Origin of the sequence: Geodermatophilus obscurus DSM 43160 (assembly GCF_000025345.1) — a bacterium.
GTDB classification, from domain to species: Bacteria; Actinomycetota; Actinomycetes; order Mycobacteriales; family Geodermatophilaceae; genus Geodermatophilus; species Geodermatophilus obscurus.
Genome location: NC_013757.1, coordinates 2028650 through 2047802 on the forward strand (window position 1 = coordinate 2028650; position 19153 = coordinate 2047802).

General features: G+C 73.3%; 13 protein-coding genes and 1 riboswitch. Of the genes, 9 read left to right on the forward strand and 4 right to left on the reverse strand.

Translation table 11 applies throughout. The features are described 5' to 3' along the window. Positions 1 to 78: 78 nt before the first annotated feature. The 3 genes from GOBS_RS09600 to glgX all read right to left on the reverse strand — a co-directional run bounded on the left by GOBS_RS09600 (position 79) and on the right by glgX (position 5596). Positions 79 to 657 carry a LysM peptidoglycan-binding domain-containing protein gene (locus GOBS_RS09600; protein ID WP_012948091.1) on the reverse strand — a complete coding sequence of 193 codons (579 nt, stop codon included), beginning with the start codon at positions 655 to 657 and terminating at the stop codon, positions 79 to 81. Positions 658 to 660: 3 nt separating this feature from the next. After that, a riboswitch (cyclic di-AMP (ydaO/yuaA leader) is annotated at positions 661 to 830 on the reverse strand. Between the two features lie 315 nt (positions 831 to 1145). Beyond that, positions 1146 to 3470 carry a malto-oligosyltrehalose synthase gene (treY, locus tag GOBS_RS09605; RefSeq protein ID WP_012948092.1) on the reverse strand — a complete coding sequence of 775 codons (2325 nt, stop codon included), beginning with the start codon at positions 3468 to 3470 and terminating at the stop codon, positions 1146 to 1148. 11 nt (positions 3471 to 3481) lie between these two features. Next, positions 3482 to 5596, reverse strand: coding sequence for a glycogen debranching protein GlgX (gene glgX / locus GOBS_RS09610; protein WP_012948093.1), 2115 nt, complete (start codon positions 5594 to 5596; stop codon positions 3482 to 3484). Between the two features lie 452 nt (positions 5597 to 6048). On the opposite strand from glgX, the gene uvrB reads away from it, so the two are divergent. From uvrB to GOBS_RS09645, 7 genes are all read left to right on the forward strand, one after another. Further along, the gene (gene uvrB, locus GOBS_RS09615) at positions 6049 to 8163 is read left to right on the forward strand and encodes an excinuclease ABC subunit UvrB (protein WP_012948095.1); all 2115 of its coding nucleotides are present in this window, start codon (positions 6049 to 6051) and stop codon (positions 8161 to 8163) included. Between the two features lie 708 nt (positions 8164 to 8871). Continuing rightward, positions 8872 to 10029, forward strand: coding sequence for a TerC family protein (locus GOBS_RS09620; RefSeq protein ID WP_243697734.1), 1158 nt, complete (start codon positions 8872 to 8874; stop codon positions 10027 to 10029). 345 nt (positions 10030 to 10374) lie between these two features. Continuing rightward, a complete protein-coding gene (locus GOBS_RS09625; protein WP_012948097.1) occupies positions 10375 to 11484 on the forward strand; it encodes a TerC family protein in 1110 nt (369 codons plus the stop codon). 27 nt (positions 11485 to 11511) lie between these two features. Then, positions 11512 to 13521: a S9 family peptidase gene (locus GOBS_RS09630; protein WP_012948098.1), complete on the forward strand. Its 2010-nt coding sequence runs from the start codon at positions 11512 to 11514 to the stop codon at positions 13519 to 13521. A gap of 52 nt (positions 13522 to 13573) precedes the next feature. Then, positions 13574 to 14587 (forward strand): acetamidase/formamidase family protein, encoded by a 1014-nt coding sequence (locus GOBS_RS09635; RefSeq protein WP_012948099.1) that lies wholly within the window; start codon positions 13574 to 13576, stop codon positions 14585 to 14587. An 18-nt stretch (positions 14588 to 14605) separates the two neighbouring features. Then, positions 14606 to 15367, forward strand: coding sequence for an SDR family NAD(P)-dependent oxidoreductase (locus GOBS_RS09640; protein ID WP_012948100.1), 762 nt, complete (start codon positions 14606 to 14608; stop codon positions 15365 to 15367). Between the two features lie 25 nt (positions 15368 to 15392). Continuing rightward, positions 15393 to 15671, forward strand: a complete 279-nt coding sequence (locus GOBS_RS09645) for a hypothetical protein (RefSeq protein ID WP_012948101.1) — start codon at positions 15393 to 15395, stop codon at positions 15669 to 15671. A 24-nt stretch (positions 15672 to 15695) separates the two neighbouring features. Here GOBS_RS09645 and GOBS_RS09650 read toward each other — a convergent pair whose 3' ends face one another. Next, a complete protein-coding gene (locus GOBS_RS09650) occupies positions 15696 to 16808 on the reverse strand; it encodes a YncE family protein (RefSeq protein WP_012948102.1) in 1113 nt (370 codons plus the stop codon). 630 nt (positions 16809 to 17438) lie between these two features. Here GOBS_RS09650 and GOBS_RS09655 point away from each other — a divergent pair. Next, positions 17439 to 18380 (forward strand): NAD(P)H-binding protein, encoded by a 942-nt coding sequence (locus GOBS_RS09655; protein WP_012948104.1) that lies wholly within the window; start codon positions 17439 to 17441, stop codon positions 18378 to 18380. Then, a complete protein-coding gene (locus GOBS_RS09660) occupies positions 18377 to 19141 on the forward strand; it encodes a CPBP family intramembrane glutamic endopeptidase (protein ID WP_012948105.1) in 765 nt (254 codons plus the stop codon). Before GOBS_RS09655 ends, GOBS_RS09660 begins: the two co-directional genes overlap by 4 nt. Positions 19142 to 19153 lie beyond the last annotated feature (12 nt).

A 19153-nucleotide genomic window follows, 5' to 3' on the forward strand; every position in this document is an offset into this window, starting at 1 on the left:
CCCTGCAGCGGGGCCGTTCCGGTCCGTCACCGGGCACCCGGCGGCCGGGGGAGCGCGTCCCCCGGCCGCCGGCGCGCCTCACGGGAGCTGCAGCACCTGACCGACCGCGATCTGGTGCGGGCTGCTCAGCTGGTCGTTGGCGGCGAACAGTGCCTGCCAGCCGCCCGCGACGCCCTGCTCCGAGGCGATGCGGCCGAGCGTGTCACCGGCCTGCACCGTGTAGGTGCCGGCGGCGGCGGCCGGCGCGGGCGCCACGGCCGCGACCACCGGGGCCGCGCCGGCCTCGGGGGCCGAGGGGGTCAGCCCCTTGCCGCAGGTCGGCCAGGCGCCCGGGCCCTGCACGTCGAGCGTGCGCTCGGCGACGGCGATCTGCTGGGCCTTGGTGGCCAGGTCGGCGCGCGACGCGAACTCCGTGCCGCCGAAGGCCGCCCAGGTGCTCTGGCTGAACTGCAGGCCGCCGTAGTAACCGTTGCCGGTGTTGATGGCCCAGTTGCCGCTGGACTCGCACTGCGCGACGGCGTCCCAGTTGTTGGGGGCCGCGGCCGAGGCCGGGGCGGCGAGGACGCCGAGGGAGACGGCGGCGGCGGCGCCGCCGAGCACCACGGCGCCGCGGCGCAGGGCTCGTGCAGACGTGCGGGTAGACGAGGACGAACGCATGGGGGACTCCCGATCCGCCGCCTGCGAGGTGAGCTGTCGGGTTCGGAGCGATCGGTGCCCCGGCCGTGCGCACACGGCTTCACCCCGAGGTGCCCGGCCGGACCGGCCGGGCACCGAGAGATGGGTCCCCCACCCCCGTCCTGGCTGTGCAGTAGGTACGGCGGCCGACGGACGGGGTTCGGCGGATCGGCTCCGGCACCCGGTCCCTGATGGGGGGTGCCGGGACAAGGTAACGGTCAGGTCACGGCAGTTCACCTCGTGCCCCAGGGGCAACGGGGGTGACGCGGCCGGCCGTCGGAGCCGGGACCGGACAGATCGCCTGGTCACGTCCCCGCGGGCGCGCGTGCGCCCGCGGGGACGTGACCTGCGTCCCACTTCGGCCCCGGCCCCGTCCAGAGGCTCGCTGCGAGCCCGGTGAGGTGCCGGAACGGCCGCCCCTCAGGGGCCCGCGCCGAGCCTGGGAGGCGTGGGGGAAGGGTGGTCCTCTCTCAGTCGCGGACGAGCAGCGCGACCGGGAGCCGCTCGAGCAGCCCGGCCACCGGCAGCCCCTCGGCGTCGGAGACGAACCGGCCGCCGGTGAGCAGGTCGCGCCAGGCCCCGGTCGGCAGCCGCAGCGCGGTGTCGTCCCAGCCGGCGATCGACAGGCCGACCGGCAGCCGGGTCGCCACGGCCACCACGCCACCACGGTCGAAGGCGACCACGTGGTCGGCCGCGACGCCGGTCGCCTGCACCGGCTCGTACCGGGCGAACCACTCCGGGTGCTCCCGCCGCGCCCGCAGCACGCGGGAAACGACGAGCAGCTTGGCCGCGCCGGTCTCGTCGACCGGGGGGACCTCGCCGGCGTCCAGCTGCGCCAGCAGCCGGCGGCGCTGCTCGTAGTCGACCGGACGGCGGTTGTCCGGGTCGACCAGCGAGAGGTCCCACAGCTCGGTGCCCTGGTACACGTCCGGGACGCCGGGCATCGTCAGCTGCAGCAGCTTCTGCGCCAGCGAGTTGGACCGGCCGAACGGCGCGATGCGGGCGACGAACCGCTCGATCCCGGCGCTGGTCCGCTCGTCGTCGTAGGCCGCGTCGACCATCTCGTGCAGCGCCGTCTCGAACTCCTCGTCGACGTCGGTCCACGTCGTCGACGTCCCCGCCTCGCGGGCCGCCTTCTCCGCGTAGCCGTGCGCCCGCTCGCGGGACAGCGGCCAGGCGCCGACCAGGTTCTGCCACACCAGGTGCGCCAGCGGTCGGTCGGGCAGCGGGTGCCGGGTCAGCAGCCCGCGGACCAGGTCGGCCCACTCGGCCCCCAGCTCGGCCAGCACGGCCAGCCGGGCGCGGGTGTCCTCGCTGCGCTTGGTGTCGTGGGTCGACAGCGCGGTCATCGACTCGGGCTTGCGCTCCACGCGGCGCTGCTGGGCCTCGTGGAACTCCTCGACGGTGCCGCCGAAGCGCGCCGGGTCGCCGCCGACCTCGTTGAGCATGACGAACCGCGCCCACCGGTAGTAGGCGCTGTCCTCGACGCCCTTGGCCATGACCGGGCCGCTGGTCTGCTCGAAGCGGGTCGCCGCCTCGGTCCCGGCCTGGGAGAGCACCGGGTGCAGCGCGTCCAGCGCCGCGGTGAGGTCGGGACGGCGCTCGCGCACGGCGGTCACGGTGGCGTCGAGGTGCTCCCGGCCGTCGGGCAGGTAGGAGCGGTAGACCGGGAAGCTGGCCAGCAGCTCGGCCAGCGCCTCGGTCTGCTGCTCACGAGCAACGCCGGGCAGCTCGCCGATGACCCGCACCAGCCGGGCCACCTCCGAGCCGAGGATCCCGTCGGTCACCTCGCGCTTGCAGTCGTGCACCAGCTGCGCGTAGTCGACCGGGGCGCCCGAGAGCTCGGTGTCCAGCGCGCTGAGCACCGCCTCGCCGTCCGGGTCGACCAGCACGTCGTCGACCTCGGCGAGGGCGTCGTAACCCGTCGTCCCGGCGGTCCGCCACGACTCGGGCAGGTCCTCCCCGGGCTCGAGGATCTTCTCGACCACCGTCCACCGGCCGCCGGAGGCCTCGGCCAGCCGGTCCAGGTAGCCCTTGGGGTCGGCCAGGCCGTCGGGGTGGTCGACCCGCAGCCCGTCGACCGCGCCGGACTCGACCAGCCGCAGCACCAGGTCGTGCGTGGCGCGGAAGACCTCCGGGTCCTCCGCGCGCAGCCCGGCGAGGGTGTTGATCGCGAAGAACCGGCGGTAGTTGAGGTCGCGGTCGGCGCGCCGCCAGTCGACCAGCTCGTAGTGCTGCCGGTCGTGCACCTCCGGCGGGGTGCCGTCACCGGTGCCCGGTGCGATGGGGAAGCGGTTGTCGTAGTAGCGCAGCTCCCCGTCGACCACCTCGAGCTTCTGGACGTCGTCCGCAGACCCCAGCACCGGGATGCGCACCCGGCCGCCACCGAAGTCCCAGTCGATGTCGAAGGCGCCGGCGTGGGCGCTGTCCCGGCCGTGCTGCAGCACGTCCCACCACCAGGGCGCCTCGGCCGGGTCGGCGACGCCCATGTGGTTGGGCACCAGGTCGAGCACCAGGCCGAGCCCGCGCTCGTGCAGCGCCGCGACGAGCCGGTCGAAGCCGGCCCGGCCGCCGCGCGACTCGTCGATGTGCGCGTGGTCGACGGTGTCGTAGCCGTGCGTGCTGCCCGACGCCGACCGCAGCAGCGGCGAGGCGTAGGCGTGGCTGACCCCGAGGTCGGCGAGGTAGCCGGCCAGGGACGCGGCGTCGTCCAGGGTGAAGTCGGCGGTGACCTGCAGCCGGTAGGTCCCGGTGGGGACGTCGCGACGTCGGTTCTCGCTCAACGGCTCGCTCACGACCGGCCCGCTCACGAACGACGCGGCGCGCTGAGCACGACCATCGAACGGTCCTGGAGCGTCAGCGTCTCGCCGGGCTTGAGCTCCCGCGGCTCCACCGCGTCCATCTCGGCGGTGTCGAGGACGACGGTCCACGCCCCGGCGTACTCCTCCGACGGCAGGCAGAAGTCCATCGGCTCGTGCGAGGCGTTGAACGCCAGGTAGAAGTGGTCGTCGACGACGTCCTCGCCGCGCTCGTCGGTGGATCGGATGCCGTGGCCGTTGAGGTACATGGCCAGCGACTTGGCGAAGCCGGCGTCCCAGTCGTCCTCGGTCATCAGGTCACCGGCCGGGGTCAGCCAGGCGACGTCCTGCACCGGGTCGTCCTGGCCCCGGCGCACCGGGCGGCCGTGGAAGAACCGGCGGCGGCGGAACGTCGGGTGCTCGTGCCGCAGCCGGGTCACCAGCTTGGTGAACTCCAGCAGCCCCTCGTCCACCTCGTCCCAGTGGATCCAGGTCAGCGGCGAGTCCTGGCAGTAGCCGTTGTTGTTGCCCTGCTGCGTGCGGCCCAGCTCGTCGCCGTGCAGCAGCATCGGCACCCCCTGGCTGAGCATCAGCGTGGCCAGGAAGTTGCGCCGCTGCCGGGCGCGCAGGGTGAGGACCTTCTTGTCGACGGTCGGGCCCTCCACCCCGCAGTTCCAGCTGCGGTTGTGGCTCTCGCCGTCGTTGTTGCCCTCGCCGTTGGCCTCGTTGTGCTTCTCGTTGTAGGAGACCAGGTCGTTGAGCGTGAACCCGTCGTGCGCGGTGACGAAGTTGATGCTCGCCACCGGACGTCGGCCGGAGTGCTGGTACAGGTCGGCCGAACCCGTGAGGCGGCTGGCGAACTCGCCGATCGTCGAGGGCTCGCCGCGCCAGAAGTCACGCACGGTGTCCCGGTACTTGCCGTTCCACTCGGTCCACAGGGCCGGGAAGTTGCCGACCTGGTAGCCGCCCTCGCCGACGTCCCACGGCTCGGCGATGAGCTTCACCTGGCTGACCACCGGGTCCTGGTGCACCAGGTCGAAGAAGGCCGACAGCCGGTCGACGGCGTGCAGCTCGCGGGCCAGCGTGGAGGCCAGGTCGAAGCGGAAGCCGTCGACGTGCATCTCGGTGATCCAGTACCGCAGCGAGTCCATGATCAGCTGCAGCGCCTGCGGGGTGCGGGCGTTGAGCGAGTTCCCGGTGCCCGTGTAGTCCATGTAGTACTGCGGGTCGTCCTCGACCAGGCGGTAGTAGGCCCGGTTGTCGATGCCCTTGAACGACAGCGTGGGGCCCAGGTGGTTGCCCTCGGCGGTGTGGTTGTAGACCACGTCGAGGATGACCTCCATGCCCGCCTCGTGCAGGGTGCGGACCATCCCCTTGAACTCCTGCACGTGCATGCCGTTGTCGGTGTTGCTCGCGTACTCGTTGTGCGGCGCGAAGAACCCGATGGTGTTGTAGCCCCAGTAGTTCCGCAGGCCCTTCTGCTGGAGGGTGTCGTCCTGCACGAACTGGTGCACGGGCATGAGCTCGACGGCGGTGACCCCGAGGTCCCGCAGGTAGCTGATGACCGCCGGGTGGGCGATGCCGGCGTAGGTGCCGCGCAGCTCCTCCGGTACGTCGGGGTGGGTCATCGTCAGGCCCTTGACGTGGGCCTCGTAGATGACGGTCTTGTGGTACGGCGTCTTCGGCGGGCGGTCGACGCCCCAGTCGAAGTACGGGTTGACGACGACGGACTTCGGCATGTGCGCGGCCGAGTCCTCGTCGTTGCGCTCACCGCTGTCGAAGTCGTAGCCGAAGACCGACGGGTCCCAGTCGATCTGGCCGTCGATCGCCTTCGCGTACGGGTCCAGCAGCAGCTTGTTGGGGTTGCAGCGCAGGCCCTGCGACGGGTCGTAGGGGCCGTGCACCCGGTAGCCGTAGCGCTGGCCGGGCTGGATCCCGGGGAGGAAGGCGTGCCAGACGTAGCCGTCCATCTCGGGGAGCCGGATGCGGGTCTCGGTCCCGTCGTCGTCGAACAGGCACAGCTCGACCTTCTCGGCCACCTCGCTGAAGATGGCGAAGTTGGTGCCGGTGCCGTCGTAGGTCGCGCCGAGGGGGTAGGCGGTTCCAGGCCACACCTGGGTCATGGACGAGGTCCTCCTGTGCTGGCGCCCCCGGGACGCCGGGGGCCGGTGGCCTCCCCGCCGCGGGGCGTGCGTGGGGAGGTCGGCGCACGTGGTGCTCCGCGGTTGCCGTTGCCCGCACTCGTGGCCCTCCAACCCTCTGGAGGGTGACAGTCGCGGAGACCTCGCTCACGCGGCCGTCCCGGGGACGACGACGCCCCCCGCGGAGGTCTCCGTGGGGGGCGTCGTGCGCAGGTCCGGCCGGGGCAGCGACACCGGGTCCGACCTCGTCCGGGGCGCAGGACCCCGGGTGGCACTGGTCCTCGGCGGTGACCGCTCCTGCGACCGGGGACGCTAGGCGGCGACCCCAGCACGTGCAAGCACCGGACGCCAGTGCCGTCGCCCCGCCCGTCCCGCCCGTTCGCTCAGGGCTCACGGACGTCGTCCTGTCACTGGCTGGTCGTACCGTCGATCCCGTGCGCGCGACCACCGACATCCGGCCCACCCAGGGGCGCTTCCGCGTCGTCAGCGAGTTCCAGCCCTCGGGCGATCAGCCGGCCGCGATCGAGGCGCTCGCCGAGAAGGTGAACTCCGGCGAGAAGGACACCGTGCTGCTGGGCGCCACCGGCACCGGCAAGTCGGCCACCACGGCCTGGCTCATCGAGCAGGTGCAGCGGCCCACCCTGGTGATGGCGCCGAACAAGACGCTGGCCGCGCAGCTGGCCAACGAGTTCCGCGAGCTGCTGCCCGACGCGGCGGTCGAGTACTTCGTCTCGTACTACGACTACTACCAGCCCGAGGCCTACGTCCCGCAGACCGACACCTACATCGAGAAGGACTCCTCGGTCAACGAGGAGGTCGAGCGCCTGCGGCACTCCGCCACCAACAGCCTGCTCACCCGGCGCGACGTCGTCGTCGTCTCCACCGTCTCCTGCATCTACGGCCTGGGGACGCCGGAGGAGTACGTCGACCGGGCCCTGAAGATCAAGGTGGGGGAGGAGCGCGACCGCGACGAGCTGCTGCGCACGCTGGTCACCGAGCAGTACACCCGCAACGACCTGTCGTTCACCCGCGGCACCTTCCGGGTGCGCGGCGACACGATCGAGGTCTTCCCGGTGTACGAGGAGCTGGCCTGCCGGATCGAGATGTTCGGCGACGAGGTCGAGCGGCTGTACTACCTGCACCCGCTCACCGGCGAGGTCGTGCGCGAGGTCGACGAGCTCTTCGTCTTCCCGGCCACCCACTACGTCGCCGGCCCCGAGCGCATGGAGCGGGCGATCAGCACGATCGAGGCCGAGCTCGAGGTCCGGCTGGCCGAACTGGAGCGGCAGGGCAAGCTGCTGGAGGCCCAGCGGCTGCGCATGCGCACCACCTACGACATCGAGATGATGCGCCAGGTCGGCTTCTGCTCGGGCATCGAGAACTACTCGCGGCACATCGACGGCCGCGCCCCCGGCACCGCCGGTGCCTGCCTCATCGACTACTTCCCCGACGACTTCCTGCTCGTCATCGACGAGTCGCACGTGACGGTGCCGCAGATCGGCGGCATGTACGAGGGCGACATGAGCCGCAAGCGGACCCTGGTCGAGCACGGCTTCCGGCTGCCCTCGGCGATGGACAACCGCCCGCTGAAGTGGGAGGAGTTCACCGACCGGATCGGCCAGACCGTCTACCTCTCCGCCACCCCGGGCGACTACGAGCTCGGCCGCACCGGCGGGGAGGTCGTCGAGCAGGTCATCCGGCCCACCGGACTGGTCGACCCGGAGGTCCTGGTCAAGCCGACCAAGGGGCAGATCGACGACCTGGTGCACGAGATCCGGGTGCGGGTCGAGAAGGACGAGCGCGTCCTGGTCACCACGCTGACCAAGAAGATGGCCGAGGACCTCACCGACTACCTGCTCGAGCTCGGCATCAAGGTCCGCTACCTGCACTCCGAGGTCGACACCCTGCGCCGGGTGGAGCTGCTGCGGGAGCTGCGGCAGGGCGAGTACGACGTGCTGGTCGGCATCAACCTGCTGCGCGAGGGTCTCGACCTGCCCGAGGTCTCGCTGGTGGCCATCCTCGACGCCGACAAGGAGGGGTTCCTCCGCTCGGGCAAGTCGTTGATCCAGACGATCGGCCGGGCGGCGCGCAACGTCTCCGGCCAGGTCCACATGTACGCCGACACGATCACCCCGTCGATGGCGCAGGCGATCGAGGAGACCAACCGGCGGCGGGAGAAGCAGATCGCCTACAACCGCGAGCGCGGCATCGACCCGCAGCCGCTGCGCAAGAAGATCGTCGACATCCTCGACGGCATCTACCGCGCCGCGGAGGACGCCGAGAGCATCGAGCTCGTCGGCGGCTCGGGGCGGCAGCAGTCCCGCGGCAAGGCGCCGGTGCCCGGCCTGTCGTCGAAGAAGGCCGCCAAGGCGGGCGGGATCGACGTCCAGGGGCTGCCGCGCGCCGAGCTGGCCGACCTCATCACGCAGATGAACGACCAGATGCTGGCCGCCGCCCGCGAGCTGCAGTTCGAGGTGGCCGCCCGGCTGCGCGACGAGCTCACCGAGCTGAAGAAGGAGCTCCGCCAACTCGACGCCGCGCACGCCTGAGGGAGGACCCCGTCCGCCCCGCCCTCCGCAAGCTCGGGGCGGTGTCCTGGACGGGGCGCGGCGAGCCTCTAGCCGGGGCCGGGACGGGCCGCGGCGGGACCCTGCAGGCTCACCGGGTCACAGCTCCCAGTGGCAGTACGGGGGCGGTGGTCGTCGGCGGTCGCCGCACGCGCCAGGTCTTCAACCGGTGGGGTTCCCATGAGCACGGTCGGCTCCCGGCCCCGTGTCGTGAACCCCGGCCAGGCGGGGCCGAGCTCCACGGTCACCGGCTCCCGGCGGAACAGGCCGGTGCAGCGGGTCCCCGTGACGGCCGGCGGAATTGACCACCGGGCCGGGCCGCCGCGGCCGCGGCGTCGCCATCCCCGGGGGCGGCGAAGTAGGTGTGATCGATCGCCACGCCTCCACTCTGCCGTGGCCAAGCGGCGTGGCCCGCGTCACGTCCGGATGAGGTTGTTCTCATCCTGGGAACAGTGCGCATCCCGGTAGCGTCACTGGGGAAGTGATCCGCTCGACGGCGGCCCCGCAGAGGGGTCGGCGTCGGCGGTCACGTGGAGGGGAGTATCCCCCGCGGCGGTGTCGTCAGTACGGGGTCCCGATGGACCCCCGGCGCCGTCGGCCACCTCGAGTGCGAGGGGGCGGGAGAGACCTCAGGTCCGACACCGCGGCGCCGTGCGCGCCGCCGAGTCACCGGAGGTACCTGCCTTGGACGTGCCCTTCTGGGTGTGGGCTCTGACGATCGCCGCGATCGTCGGGATGCTCCTGTTCGACTTCGTCGGTCACGTGCGCACGCCGCACGCGCCGACACTGCGTGAATCGGCCATCTGGTCGGCGGTCTACGTCGGCATCGCCGTGGTCTTCGGCCTGCTGGTCCTGTGGTTCTCCGGCGGTCAGTACGCCGGTGAGTACTTCGCCGGATACATCACCGAGAAGAGCCTCTCGGTGGACAACCTGTTCGTCTTCGTGTTGATCATGGCCAGCTTCGCGGTGCCGCGTGAGCTGCAGCAGAAGGTGCTGCTGTTCGGCATCGCCTTCGCCCTGGTGCTGCGGACGATCTTCATCTTCGTCGGCGCCGCGGCCATCGAGCAGTTCAGCTGGATCTTCTACGTCTTCGGTGGCTTCCTCATCTGGACCGCCTGGGCGCAGGCCAGGAGTGGCGGCCACTCCCACGACGAGGAGTTCAAGGAGAACGTCGCGCTGCGGCTGGCCCGCAAGGTCTTCCCGACCACGGACGAGTACCACTCGGACCGGATGGTCACCACGATCAGGGGCAAGCGCTACATCACCCCGCTGGCCATCGCCCTGGTCGCCATCGCCAGTGCCGACATCCTCTTCGCGGTCGACTCGATCCCGGCGATCTTCGGGCTGACCCAGGAGACCTACCTGGTCTTCACCGCCAACGCCTTCGCGCTGCTGGGCCTACGGCAGCTCTTCTTCCTCATCGACGGACTGCTCGACCGGCTGGTCTACCTGTCCTACGGCCTGGCCGTCATCCTCGGCTTCATCGGGGTGAAGCTGCTCATCCACGCCCTGCACGAGAACGAGCTGCCGTTCATCAACGGCGGTGAGCACGTGACCGTGGTCCCCGAGGTGCCCACGTGGCTGTCCCTGACGGTCATCCTGGCCACCCTGGTGGTGACGACGGTGGCGAGCCTGGCCAAGAACCGTCGGGACCGGGCTCGCGGCTTCGAGTCGCCGACCGGCGCGGGCGACGAGGCAGCCGGCCGCGAGGGGCTCGTCGCGCAGGGCCCCGGCGACCATGACCCGCACGCCACCGGCCCGGAGCAGGCGCCGCCCTCGCCGCACGACGCTGCGGTGACCGACGCAGCCGAGCACGCGGCCAGCGGCTCCACGCGCCACCGCGGCTGACCGGCTCCGCACTCCCACACCGGGCCCGTCCTCCCCGAGGGCGGGCCCGGTGCCGCGCGCGGCCGGGCCGGCGGCGGCGGAGCCGGAAACACTAAGAACACTTGAGACGTCGCGTCGAAGGACGACCGGCGGGCAGGTACGGTGAGCGCCGCGGCACCAGCAGGCCGCAGCCACTGACGGCTGCGCCGGTCCGGGGCCGTTCGGTGGAGGGGAGTATCCCCCCGCGGCAGTGTCGTCATCACGAGGTCCCATGGCCTCCGGTGCTGCCGATCGTCGGCCCTCCGGGTCGGCGGTGGGAGAGACCTCCGGTGTTGACACCTGCCTGTCCCCGGAGGAAATGGCCGCATGGAACTCCCCGTCTGGTTCGAGGTGGCGACGTTCGTGGGACTCACCGTCCTGCTGCTCGCCGACCTCGCCATCGTCGCTCGCCGCCCGCACGAGCCCTCCGTGAAGGAGGCCAGCATCTGGGTGAGCTTCTACGTGACGCTCGCCCTGCTGTTCGGGCTTCTGCTGCTGAGCTTCACCAACGGCACCTATGCGACGGAGTTCTACGCCGGCTGGCTGACCGAGTACTCGCTGTCGGTCGACAACCTGTTCGTCTTCGTGATCATCATGGCCCGCTTCCGGGTGCCCCGGCACCTGCAGCAGGAGGCCCTGATGGTCGGCATCATCATCGCCCTGGTCCTGCGCGGGATCTTCATCCTGCTCGGTGCCGCGGTGATCGAGCGGTTCATCTGGGTCTTCTACATCTTCGGCGCCTTCCTCGTGTACACCGCGATCAACCTGGTCCGGCACCGCGGCGACGACGAGGACTACGAGGAGAACGCCTTCATCCGGCGGATGCGCAGGGTCCTGCCGATGACCGACGACTTCCAGGGCGCGAAGGTCCGGGTCACGCAGAACGGCAAGAAGCTCTGGACGCCGATGGTCATCGTCTTCCTCGCCCTGGGGACGACGGACCTGCTCTTCGCGCTGGACAGCATCCCGGCGATCTTCGGCCTCACCCGCGAGCCGTTCATCGTCTTCACCGCCAACGTCTTCGCCCTCATGGGGCTCCGGCAGCTGTACTTCCTGCTCGGCGGCCTGCTCAAGCGGCTGGTCTACCTCTCGCTGGGCCTCGCCGTCATCCTCGCCTTCATCGGCGTGAAGCTGATCCTCGAGGCGCTGCACGAGAACAACCTGCCGTTCATCAACGGCGGCGAGCACGTGGACGCCGTCCCGACGATCCCGATCTGGCTGTCGCTGTCGATCATCCTCGGCGTCCTGCTCGTCGCCACGGTCGCCAGCCTGCTGAAGACCCGGGGCCAGCTGCCGGAGGAGGAGTCGTCCCTGGGCGCTCCCGACGTCGCGCCGGAGACCGCCGAGTCCGTCGCCACGGGTGGCCCGGCGGCTGCAGCCAAGGCCGAGGCGCGCCTCGCGACGGAGGCCGACGAGGAGGAGACCCGCCGCTCCTGAGCGGCGCGTCGGCCGACCGCGACGACCGTGCGTCCTGACGACCTGGCACTGCTGCGCACCCCCGGCGTCCCCACGGTCTCCCCGGACGCGCGCATGGCCGTCGTCGCGGTCGGCCGCCCCGACCTCGGGGACGACGCCGAACGCAGCCGGCTGTGGGCCGTGCCCACCGACGGCTCGGCGCCGCCCCGCCTGCTGACCTCCGGGTGGTGCGACACCGACCCGGTGTTCTCCCCAGACGGCCGGTGGCTGGCCTACCGGGGCGCCGAGCGCGGCGGCCCGCCGCAGCTGCACCTGCTGCCCACGGCCGGCGGCGCGCCGCGGCAGCTCCCCGGCCACCCGCTGGGCGCGGGCCGGCCGGTCTGGTCACCGGACGCCCGCCGGCTCGCCTACACCGCCCGCGTCCCCGAGGTGCACCGCTCCAGCGCCGACCGCGCCGGGCAGCCGCCCTGGCTGGTCACCACGCTGCGCTGGCAGGTCGACGGCGTCGGGGTCGTCACCGACCGGCACAGCCACGTCTTCGTCCTCGACCTGCCGCCCGACACCGACGACGACCGGGCTCCGCTGCCGCGGCCCCGGCAGGTCACCGACGGCGCCGCCGACGACGCCGACGTCACCTGGAGCCCGGACGGCGCCGAGCTGGCCTTCGTCTCCGCCCGGCACGCGCGCGCCGACCGCGACCTGGTGCACGACGTCTACGCCGTCCCGGCCACGGGCGGGGCGCTGCGCCGGGTCACCGACGGCCGCGCCGACTGCTCGCTGCCCGCCTACGACCCCTCCGGCGGCTGGATCTGGCTGACCGCCCGCCTGGACCTGGGCCCCGACGGGCTGGACGTCGCGGGTCGCGGCGCCACGCTGTGCCGCGTGCCGGTCGCCGGCGGCGCGCCCGAGCCGGTGCTCGACCCCGCGTCCACCGACCGCGGCGACGGGACGCCGGCGACCGTGCTGGCCGGGGGGGCCGCCCACCTCGGCGTGCAGCGGCGCGGCGCCGTCGAGCTGCTGCGCGTGCCGCTGGCCGGCGGGCCGCCGGAAGCGCTGGTCGACGGGCCGTTCACCGTGCACGGGCTGGCCGCGGCGGGCGGGGTCGTCGTCGCCACCGTCGGGCACGACCGCTCGGCCGGCGAGCTGATCGCCGTCACGCCGGGCCGGCGGCGGCTGCTCACCGCCTTCGGTCGTGGCCTGGCCGGCACGGGGGCGCTGCGCCGGTCCGAGGAGCGCACCGCTCCCGCGCCCGACGGCGTCGAGGTGCACGGGCGGGTCACCCTCCCGGACGGCCCCGGACCCCACCCGGTGCTGCTGTCGCTGCACGACGGGCCGCACCGCCAGGACGGCTGGTCGCTGTCGGTGGACACCCAGACGCTGGTGTCCGCCGGCTACGCCGTCGTCCGCTGCGACCCGCGGGGGTCCGCGGGCTACGGGCAGGCGCACGCCCGAGCGGTCCGCGGCGCGGGCGGCACCGTGGACGCCGACGACGTCCTCGCCCTCCTCGACGCCGTCCTGGCCGACCCGGCACTCGACCCGGAACGGGTCGGGGTGATGGGCGCCGGCTACGGCGGCTGGCTGGCGACCGTGCTGACCGGGCGGACGACGCTGTTCGCCGCCGCCGTCGTCGAGGGGGCGCTCACCGACCCCGCCGGTCTGGTCGGCTCCTCGGACGTCGGCTGGTGGTTCGTCGACCAGTACCTCGGTGCGGACCCGCCGGCCCGGGCCGCGGACCTCACCACGCCGACCCTGGTGGTGCACGGCGAGGACGACCGGCGGTTCCCGGCCGAACAGGGCGTGCGGCTGTACGCCGAGCTCAAGCGCCGCGGCGTGCCGGCGGAGCTGCTGCTGTTCCCCGGGGAGGGCTCCGACCTGGGCCGCACCGGCCGGCCCCGGCACCGGCAGGCCCGGCTGGAGCACCTGCTGCGCTGGTGGGCGCGCTGGCTGCCGGTCACCCCGGACGAGGACCTGCCGGGTGAGGTCGTGGACGCCGCAGCGGCGCCGGGCGGTGACGACGGCCGGGAGCCGCTCACCGTGCGGGCGACCCGGCTGGACTGAGCAGACGGTCGCCCGCGTTGCCGCCCCTGGCCGCGCGTCCCTAGGGTGCGCCATGGACGTCGTCGAGGTCACGCCCACGTTCGAGCAGTACGCCTTCACCTTCGGCGGGGTCGCCCCGTTGCTGCGGATCAGGCCGGGGACGGCGCTGCGGGTGTGGTCCGACGACGCGTTCTGCGGCGCGCTGCGGAAGACCTCCGACCTCTCCAGCGAGAAGGTCGACCTCCGCTTCGTCAACCCGCAGACCGGCCCGTTCTGGGTGGAGGGTGCCGAGCCCGGCGACACGCTGGCCCTGCACTTCGTCGCGATGGAGCCGGCGCGGGACTGGGGCGCGTCGGCCGCCATCCCGTTCTTCGGCGGGCTGACCAGCACCGACCGCGTCGCCACCCTGCAGGACCCGCTGCCGGACACGACCTGGATCTACGAGCTCGACCGGGCGGCCAACACGGTGACCTTCGCCGCCCAGCACACCGACCTGGAGATCGCCCTGCCCGTCGAGCCGATGCTGGGCACGGTCGGTGTCGCGCCGCCCGGCGGCGAGGTGCGCAGCTCGCTGGTCCCCGAGCGGTTCGGCGGCAACATGGACACCCCGCAGATGCGGCCCGGGACCACCTGCTTCCTGGGGGTCAACGTCGAGGGCGCGCTCTTCTCCATCGGCGACGGGCACTACCGCCAGGGCGAGGGGGAGGCCTGCGGCACCGCCGTCGAGGGGGCGATGACCACCACGGTCGTCGTCGAGCTGGTCAAGGGCGGCGCACCGACAGCGTTCCCGACATGGCCGCGCCTCGAGGACGACACGCACTGGATGACCGTCGGCTCCAGCCGCCCGCTCGAGGACGCCTGGCGGATCGGGCAGGTCGAGCTGGTGCGCTGGTTCGGCGAGCTCTACGGCCTGCACCCGATGGACGCCTACCAGCTGCTCTCCCAGATCAGCGAGGTGCCGATCGCCAACGTCGTCGACGCGAACTACAGCACCGTGGTGAAGGCCCGGAAGTCGCTGCTGCCCCGGGTCGCCGCCTACGGCGGGCTCCACGACGACCTCCGCCGCCGCGCGGCGACCCTGCGCTGAGACCCCTGGAGGAACCCTGTGGACCTGCAGCTCACCGGCTCCCGCGTGCTCGTCACCGGTGGCACCCGCGGCATCGGCCGGGCCATCGTCGAGGCCTTCGTCGACGAGGGCGCCGTCGTGGAGTTCTGCGCCCGCGACGCCGTCGAGATCGAGGCGACGGAGAAGGCCATCGCCGAGCGGGGCGGCCGCGCGGCCGGCGAGCGGCTCGACGTGCGGGACGGGCCCGCCCTGACCGGCTGGGTCGCCGCCGCCGCCGGCCGGCTCGGCGGTCTGGACGCCGTGGTGGCCAACGTCAGCGCCCTGGCCGCGGGCCCGGGGGAGGAGAACTGGTACACCTCCTTCGAGGTCGACCTGATGGGCACGGTGCGCCTGGCCACGGCCGCGCTGCCGCACCTGGAGGCCAGCGGGCGCGGCTCGATCGTCGCGGTCTCCAGCGTCTCCGGGCGGGAGGCCGACTTCGCCGCCGGCCCCTACGGGACGATGAAGACCGCCATCGTCGGGTACGTCTCGGGGCTGGCGTTCCAGCTGGCCGGCCGGGGCGTGCGCGCCAACGTCGTCTCCCCGGGCAACACCTACTTCGCGGGCGGCTTCTGGCAGGGCATCGAGAACGGCGACCCCGGGCTGTTCGCCGACTCCCTGGCGCTGAACCCGACCGGCCGGATGGGGACGGCGGAGGAGATGGCCAGGGCCGTCGTCTTCCTCTCCAGCCCGGTCTCCAGCTTCACGACCGGTACCAACCTCGTGGTCGACGGCGCCCTCACCCGCGGCATCCAACTCTGATCGGGCGACTCTAGGAGGCTGAGCCATGGCGCTCATCTACCCCGTCCAGGCCGACTCCCCGGAACCCGAGGACGGCACCGACCCGGACTTCGCCGAGCTGGCCGCGGACCTCTCCGACACCTGGCTGGTCGAGGTCGCGCTCAGCGACGACGGGGACGACGCGTGCTTCGGTCCGCTGACGGCCCGCGCCGCCTGGGACCTCGCGATCGGCATCGACGAGCGCCGTCCCGGGTGGACGGTCTCCGTCGTCCCGCTGCACGTGGCCGGCACCCCCGACGAGCTGGTCTCGCTCTTCGAGGACTGACCGGGTCCAGGGCCGCCGGCGCGCCTACGCGGTCGCCAGCACCCGCACCGTCCCGTCGCCGTGGGTAACCAGGACGCGGCTCCCGTCGGGGAGCACCGCGACGCTGGTCGGCGTGGGCCCGGTGGGGACCCGGGCGGTCACCGACCCGGTCGCGGTGTCGACCACCGACACCGTGCCGTCGCCGGCGTCGGCCGTGTAGAGGTGCCGCCCGTCCGGTGCGTAGGCGACGTGCTGCGGGCTGGCGCCCACTCCCGGCACCGTGGTGACGACCGTCTGCGTGGCGGTGTCGATCAGGGAGACGTCCTCGCCGGCCTGGCCGACCACCGCGACCCGGGTGCCGTCGGGGGACGCCGCGAGGGCGTGGGGGCCGCTGCCGACCGGGATCGTGGCCGCCACATCGCCGGTCGCCACGTCGAGGACTGAGACGACGGAGGCGACGGGGTCGGCGACGTAGGCCAGGCGGCCGTCGGCGCCGAGCACCACGGCGCGCGGGTTGGGCGTCGTGTCCAGGTGCCCCACCTGGACACCGGTCCGCGCGTCGAGGACGTCGAGGTGGCCGCCGAGGGACACCGGCACGTAGACCCGCTCCCCGTCGGCGCTGACGGCAGCGGTGTGCGGACCCCGGCCGGTCCGGATCGCGTCGACGACGGTGCCGGAGGCGACGTCGAGGACCACGACGGCGTTCACGCCGGCGCCGGCGTCGTGGACCGACACGAAGGCGCGCTGCCCGTCCGGCGTGACGGCGATCTGCTGCGGCGGCCCCTCGGCGATCGGGACGGTGCCGACCACCGCGCCGGAGGCGGTGTCGACGACGACCACCGCGCGGCCGGCGGGGTCGGCGACGTAGGCGGTGCGCCCGTCGGGGCTGACCGCGACGTGGCTCGGTTCCCCTCCGACGGGGACGGACGCGCCCGGGACGGGCATGGCGGGGCTCGGTGCTGGCGGAGCGGCCGGGACGGCCTCAGCGGGAACCGTCTCCGGCGGCGCGGCGGCGGCCGAGGGAGTCGCTTCCCGGCCGGTGCCGTCCCCGTCCGGCCACAGGACGACGGCCAGGACGGCGAGCGCCAGACCGACGAGGAGGGCGAGGGCCGGCCGGCGGTGCCGCCTCCTTCGGTGCCGCGCCCGGTGCGGGTGCACCCGTCTCCGCTCGTGCCCTGCGGAGTCGAGCTGCCGGACACCGGGGAGGTCCGTGCCCCAGTGGCCGGGGCCGGGACCGCTCTCGTGCGGGGGCCGGGTCGCAGCTCGGCCTGCCGGGGGCTGTGCCATGCGCCCGGATGATGCTCCGCCGGCGCCCGCTGGGGGCCTGATCCGCTCGCGGCGTCCGGGTCCCGGGGCGCGGCCCTCACCGACGGCGGACCGCCACCTCAGGTACGGGTGGCCGTCCGGGCCGGTGCACGGGTCGTGGACGCCGGGACGTCACCCGCTGGCGACGTCCCTGGGCGTCGAGCCGTGCCGTCGCTGCCCTGATCCCTCCAGGAGAGGGCGAGGGACCTCGAGCGAGGCAGCGAGACCGATGGCCGGGATGACGACGCCGACCGTCGGAGGGTCGTCCGCGGTGACTGCGCGTGCCGGCACGTGGGCGGAGGCCACCGTCGACGAGGCCACGGACACGCGGTAGCCCGGACCCGTCCCCACCCGATCACCACTCCCTCGTCCGGCCACGCGGCACCACCGGCCCGGCGACGTGGTCGGGGCCGGACTCCGGTCCGGGGCCGACCACGTCGCCGGGCGGGATTCCGGTGAGCGCGCCCGGGTACCCGATGCTCCGTGCAACTTCTCCTCACCGGCGCGTCCGGGTTCGTGGGCGGCCGGCTCGCGCCGGCCCTGGTGAAGGCGGGCTACGACGTGCGCGCCATGACCCGCCGTCCGGACGACTACGACGGCGCCGGCACGCCGGTGGCCGGTGACGTCACCGACGAAGCCTCGCTGCGGCGGGCGCTGCGCGGCTGTGATGCCGCCTACTACCTGGTGCACTCACTCGGTGATGCCGAGTTCCAGCGCAAGGACGCCGAGGCCGCGCGGACCTTCGCCTGCGCCGCCGCCGACGCCGGGGTCGAGCGGGTCGTGTACCTCGGTGGCCTGGGCCGCGACGGCGACGAGCTCTCCCCGCACCTGCGCAGCCGCCGTCAGGTGGAGCGGCTGCTCGCCTCGACCGGCGTCCCGGTCACGACCTTGCGCGCGGGCATCGTCGTCGGGCACGGCGGCGTCTCCTGGGAGATCACCCGCCAGCTCGTGGCGCACCTGCCGGCGATGGTCACCCCGCGCTGGGTGCACACCCGCACGCAGCCGATCGCCGTCGCAGACGTCGTCCGCTACCTGGTCGGCGTCCTCGAGGCGCCCGACGCCGGGGGCCGGGTGTTCGAGGTCGGTGGCCCGGAGGTGCTCACCTACCTCCAGATGCTCAGCCGGGTCGCCGACATCCAGGGCAGGCACCTGTTCGTCGTCCCCGTGCCGCTGCTGACGCCGAGCCTGTCTTCGCGCTGGCTGGCGCTGGTCACCGACGTCGACGTGACCACCGGTCGTTCACTGGTCGACTCGATGATCAACGAGGTGGTCGTCGCCGACGACGCGATCCGCACGATGGTGCCCTTCGAGCCGATGGGTTACGACGAGATGGTGCTGGTGGCACTGGGCGAGCGGGCGGCCGACCGCCGCCGCGCGGCCCGCGTCCGCCGCGCGGGCCTGCTCGCCCGCGGCGCCCGCTCGTGAGCCGACGGCGCAGCGGCCTGCTGACACGAGCGGCCGACCAGCTGCCGGACTGGTTGGTAGCGCCGGTCCCGCGCAACCACCGCGAGACCGACGGGGCCTTCCGCCGTCGTCGGAGGGTGACCGCGGGGGTGGCAGTGGGGGGTGCGGGGCTGCTCGGGGTCTCGCTGTCGACGAGGCCCGGCTCGCCGACCTTCTACGGTCTCACGATGGCTGTTGCCGGCACCTGGGTCGCCGGTGGCCTGGCCTCGGGTCCGCTGCACCTGGGCTGGATGCTCACCCCCGACCACCAGCTGCGCCGCCCCGTGGTGACGCCGGTGATCACCGGGGTCGGCGCCTTCTACGCCTTCTACGGCGCGGCCCTGGTGGCCCGCCGGATCCCCGTCCTCGACCGGGCGGTCACCCGGGTGCTGCGCTACGCGCAGCAGGGCTCGACCCCCCTGGTGGCGACGACGGCGCTGGCCAACGGCGTGGCCGAGGAGGTCTTCTTCCGCGGCGCGCTGTACGCCGCCATCGGCGTCGACCGTCCGGTGATCGTCTCGACCGCGGTCTACGGTCTGGCCACCGCGGCCACCCGCAACCCTGCTCTGCTGCTCGCCTCACTGGTCATGGGGGCGCTCTTCGGGATGCAGCGGCGGGTCACCGGCGGCATCCAGGCCTCGGTGCTCACCCACGTCACCTGGTCGGCGCTGATGCTGCGTTTCCTGCCGCCGCTGTTCGCCGACCGCGCCGACGTGCACGACCCGCGCTCCGTGGCCGCCTGAGGCTGCCCGGAC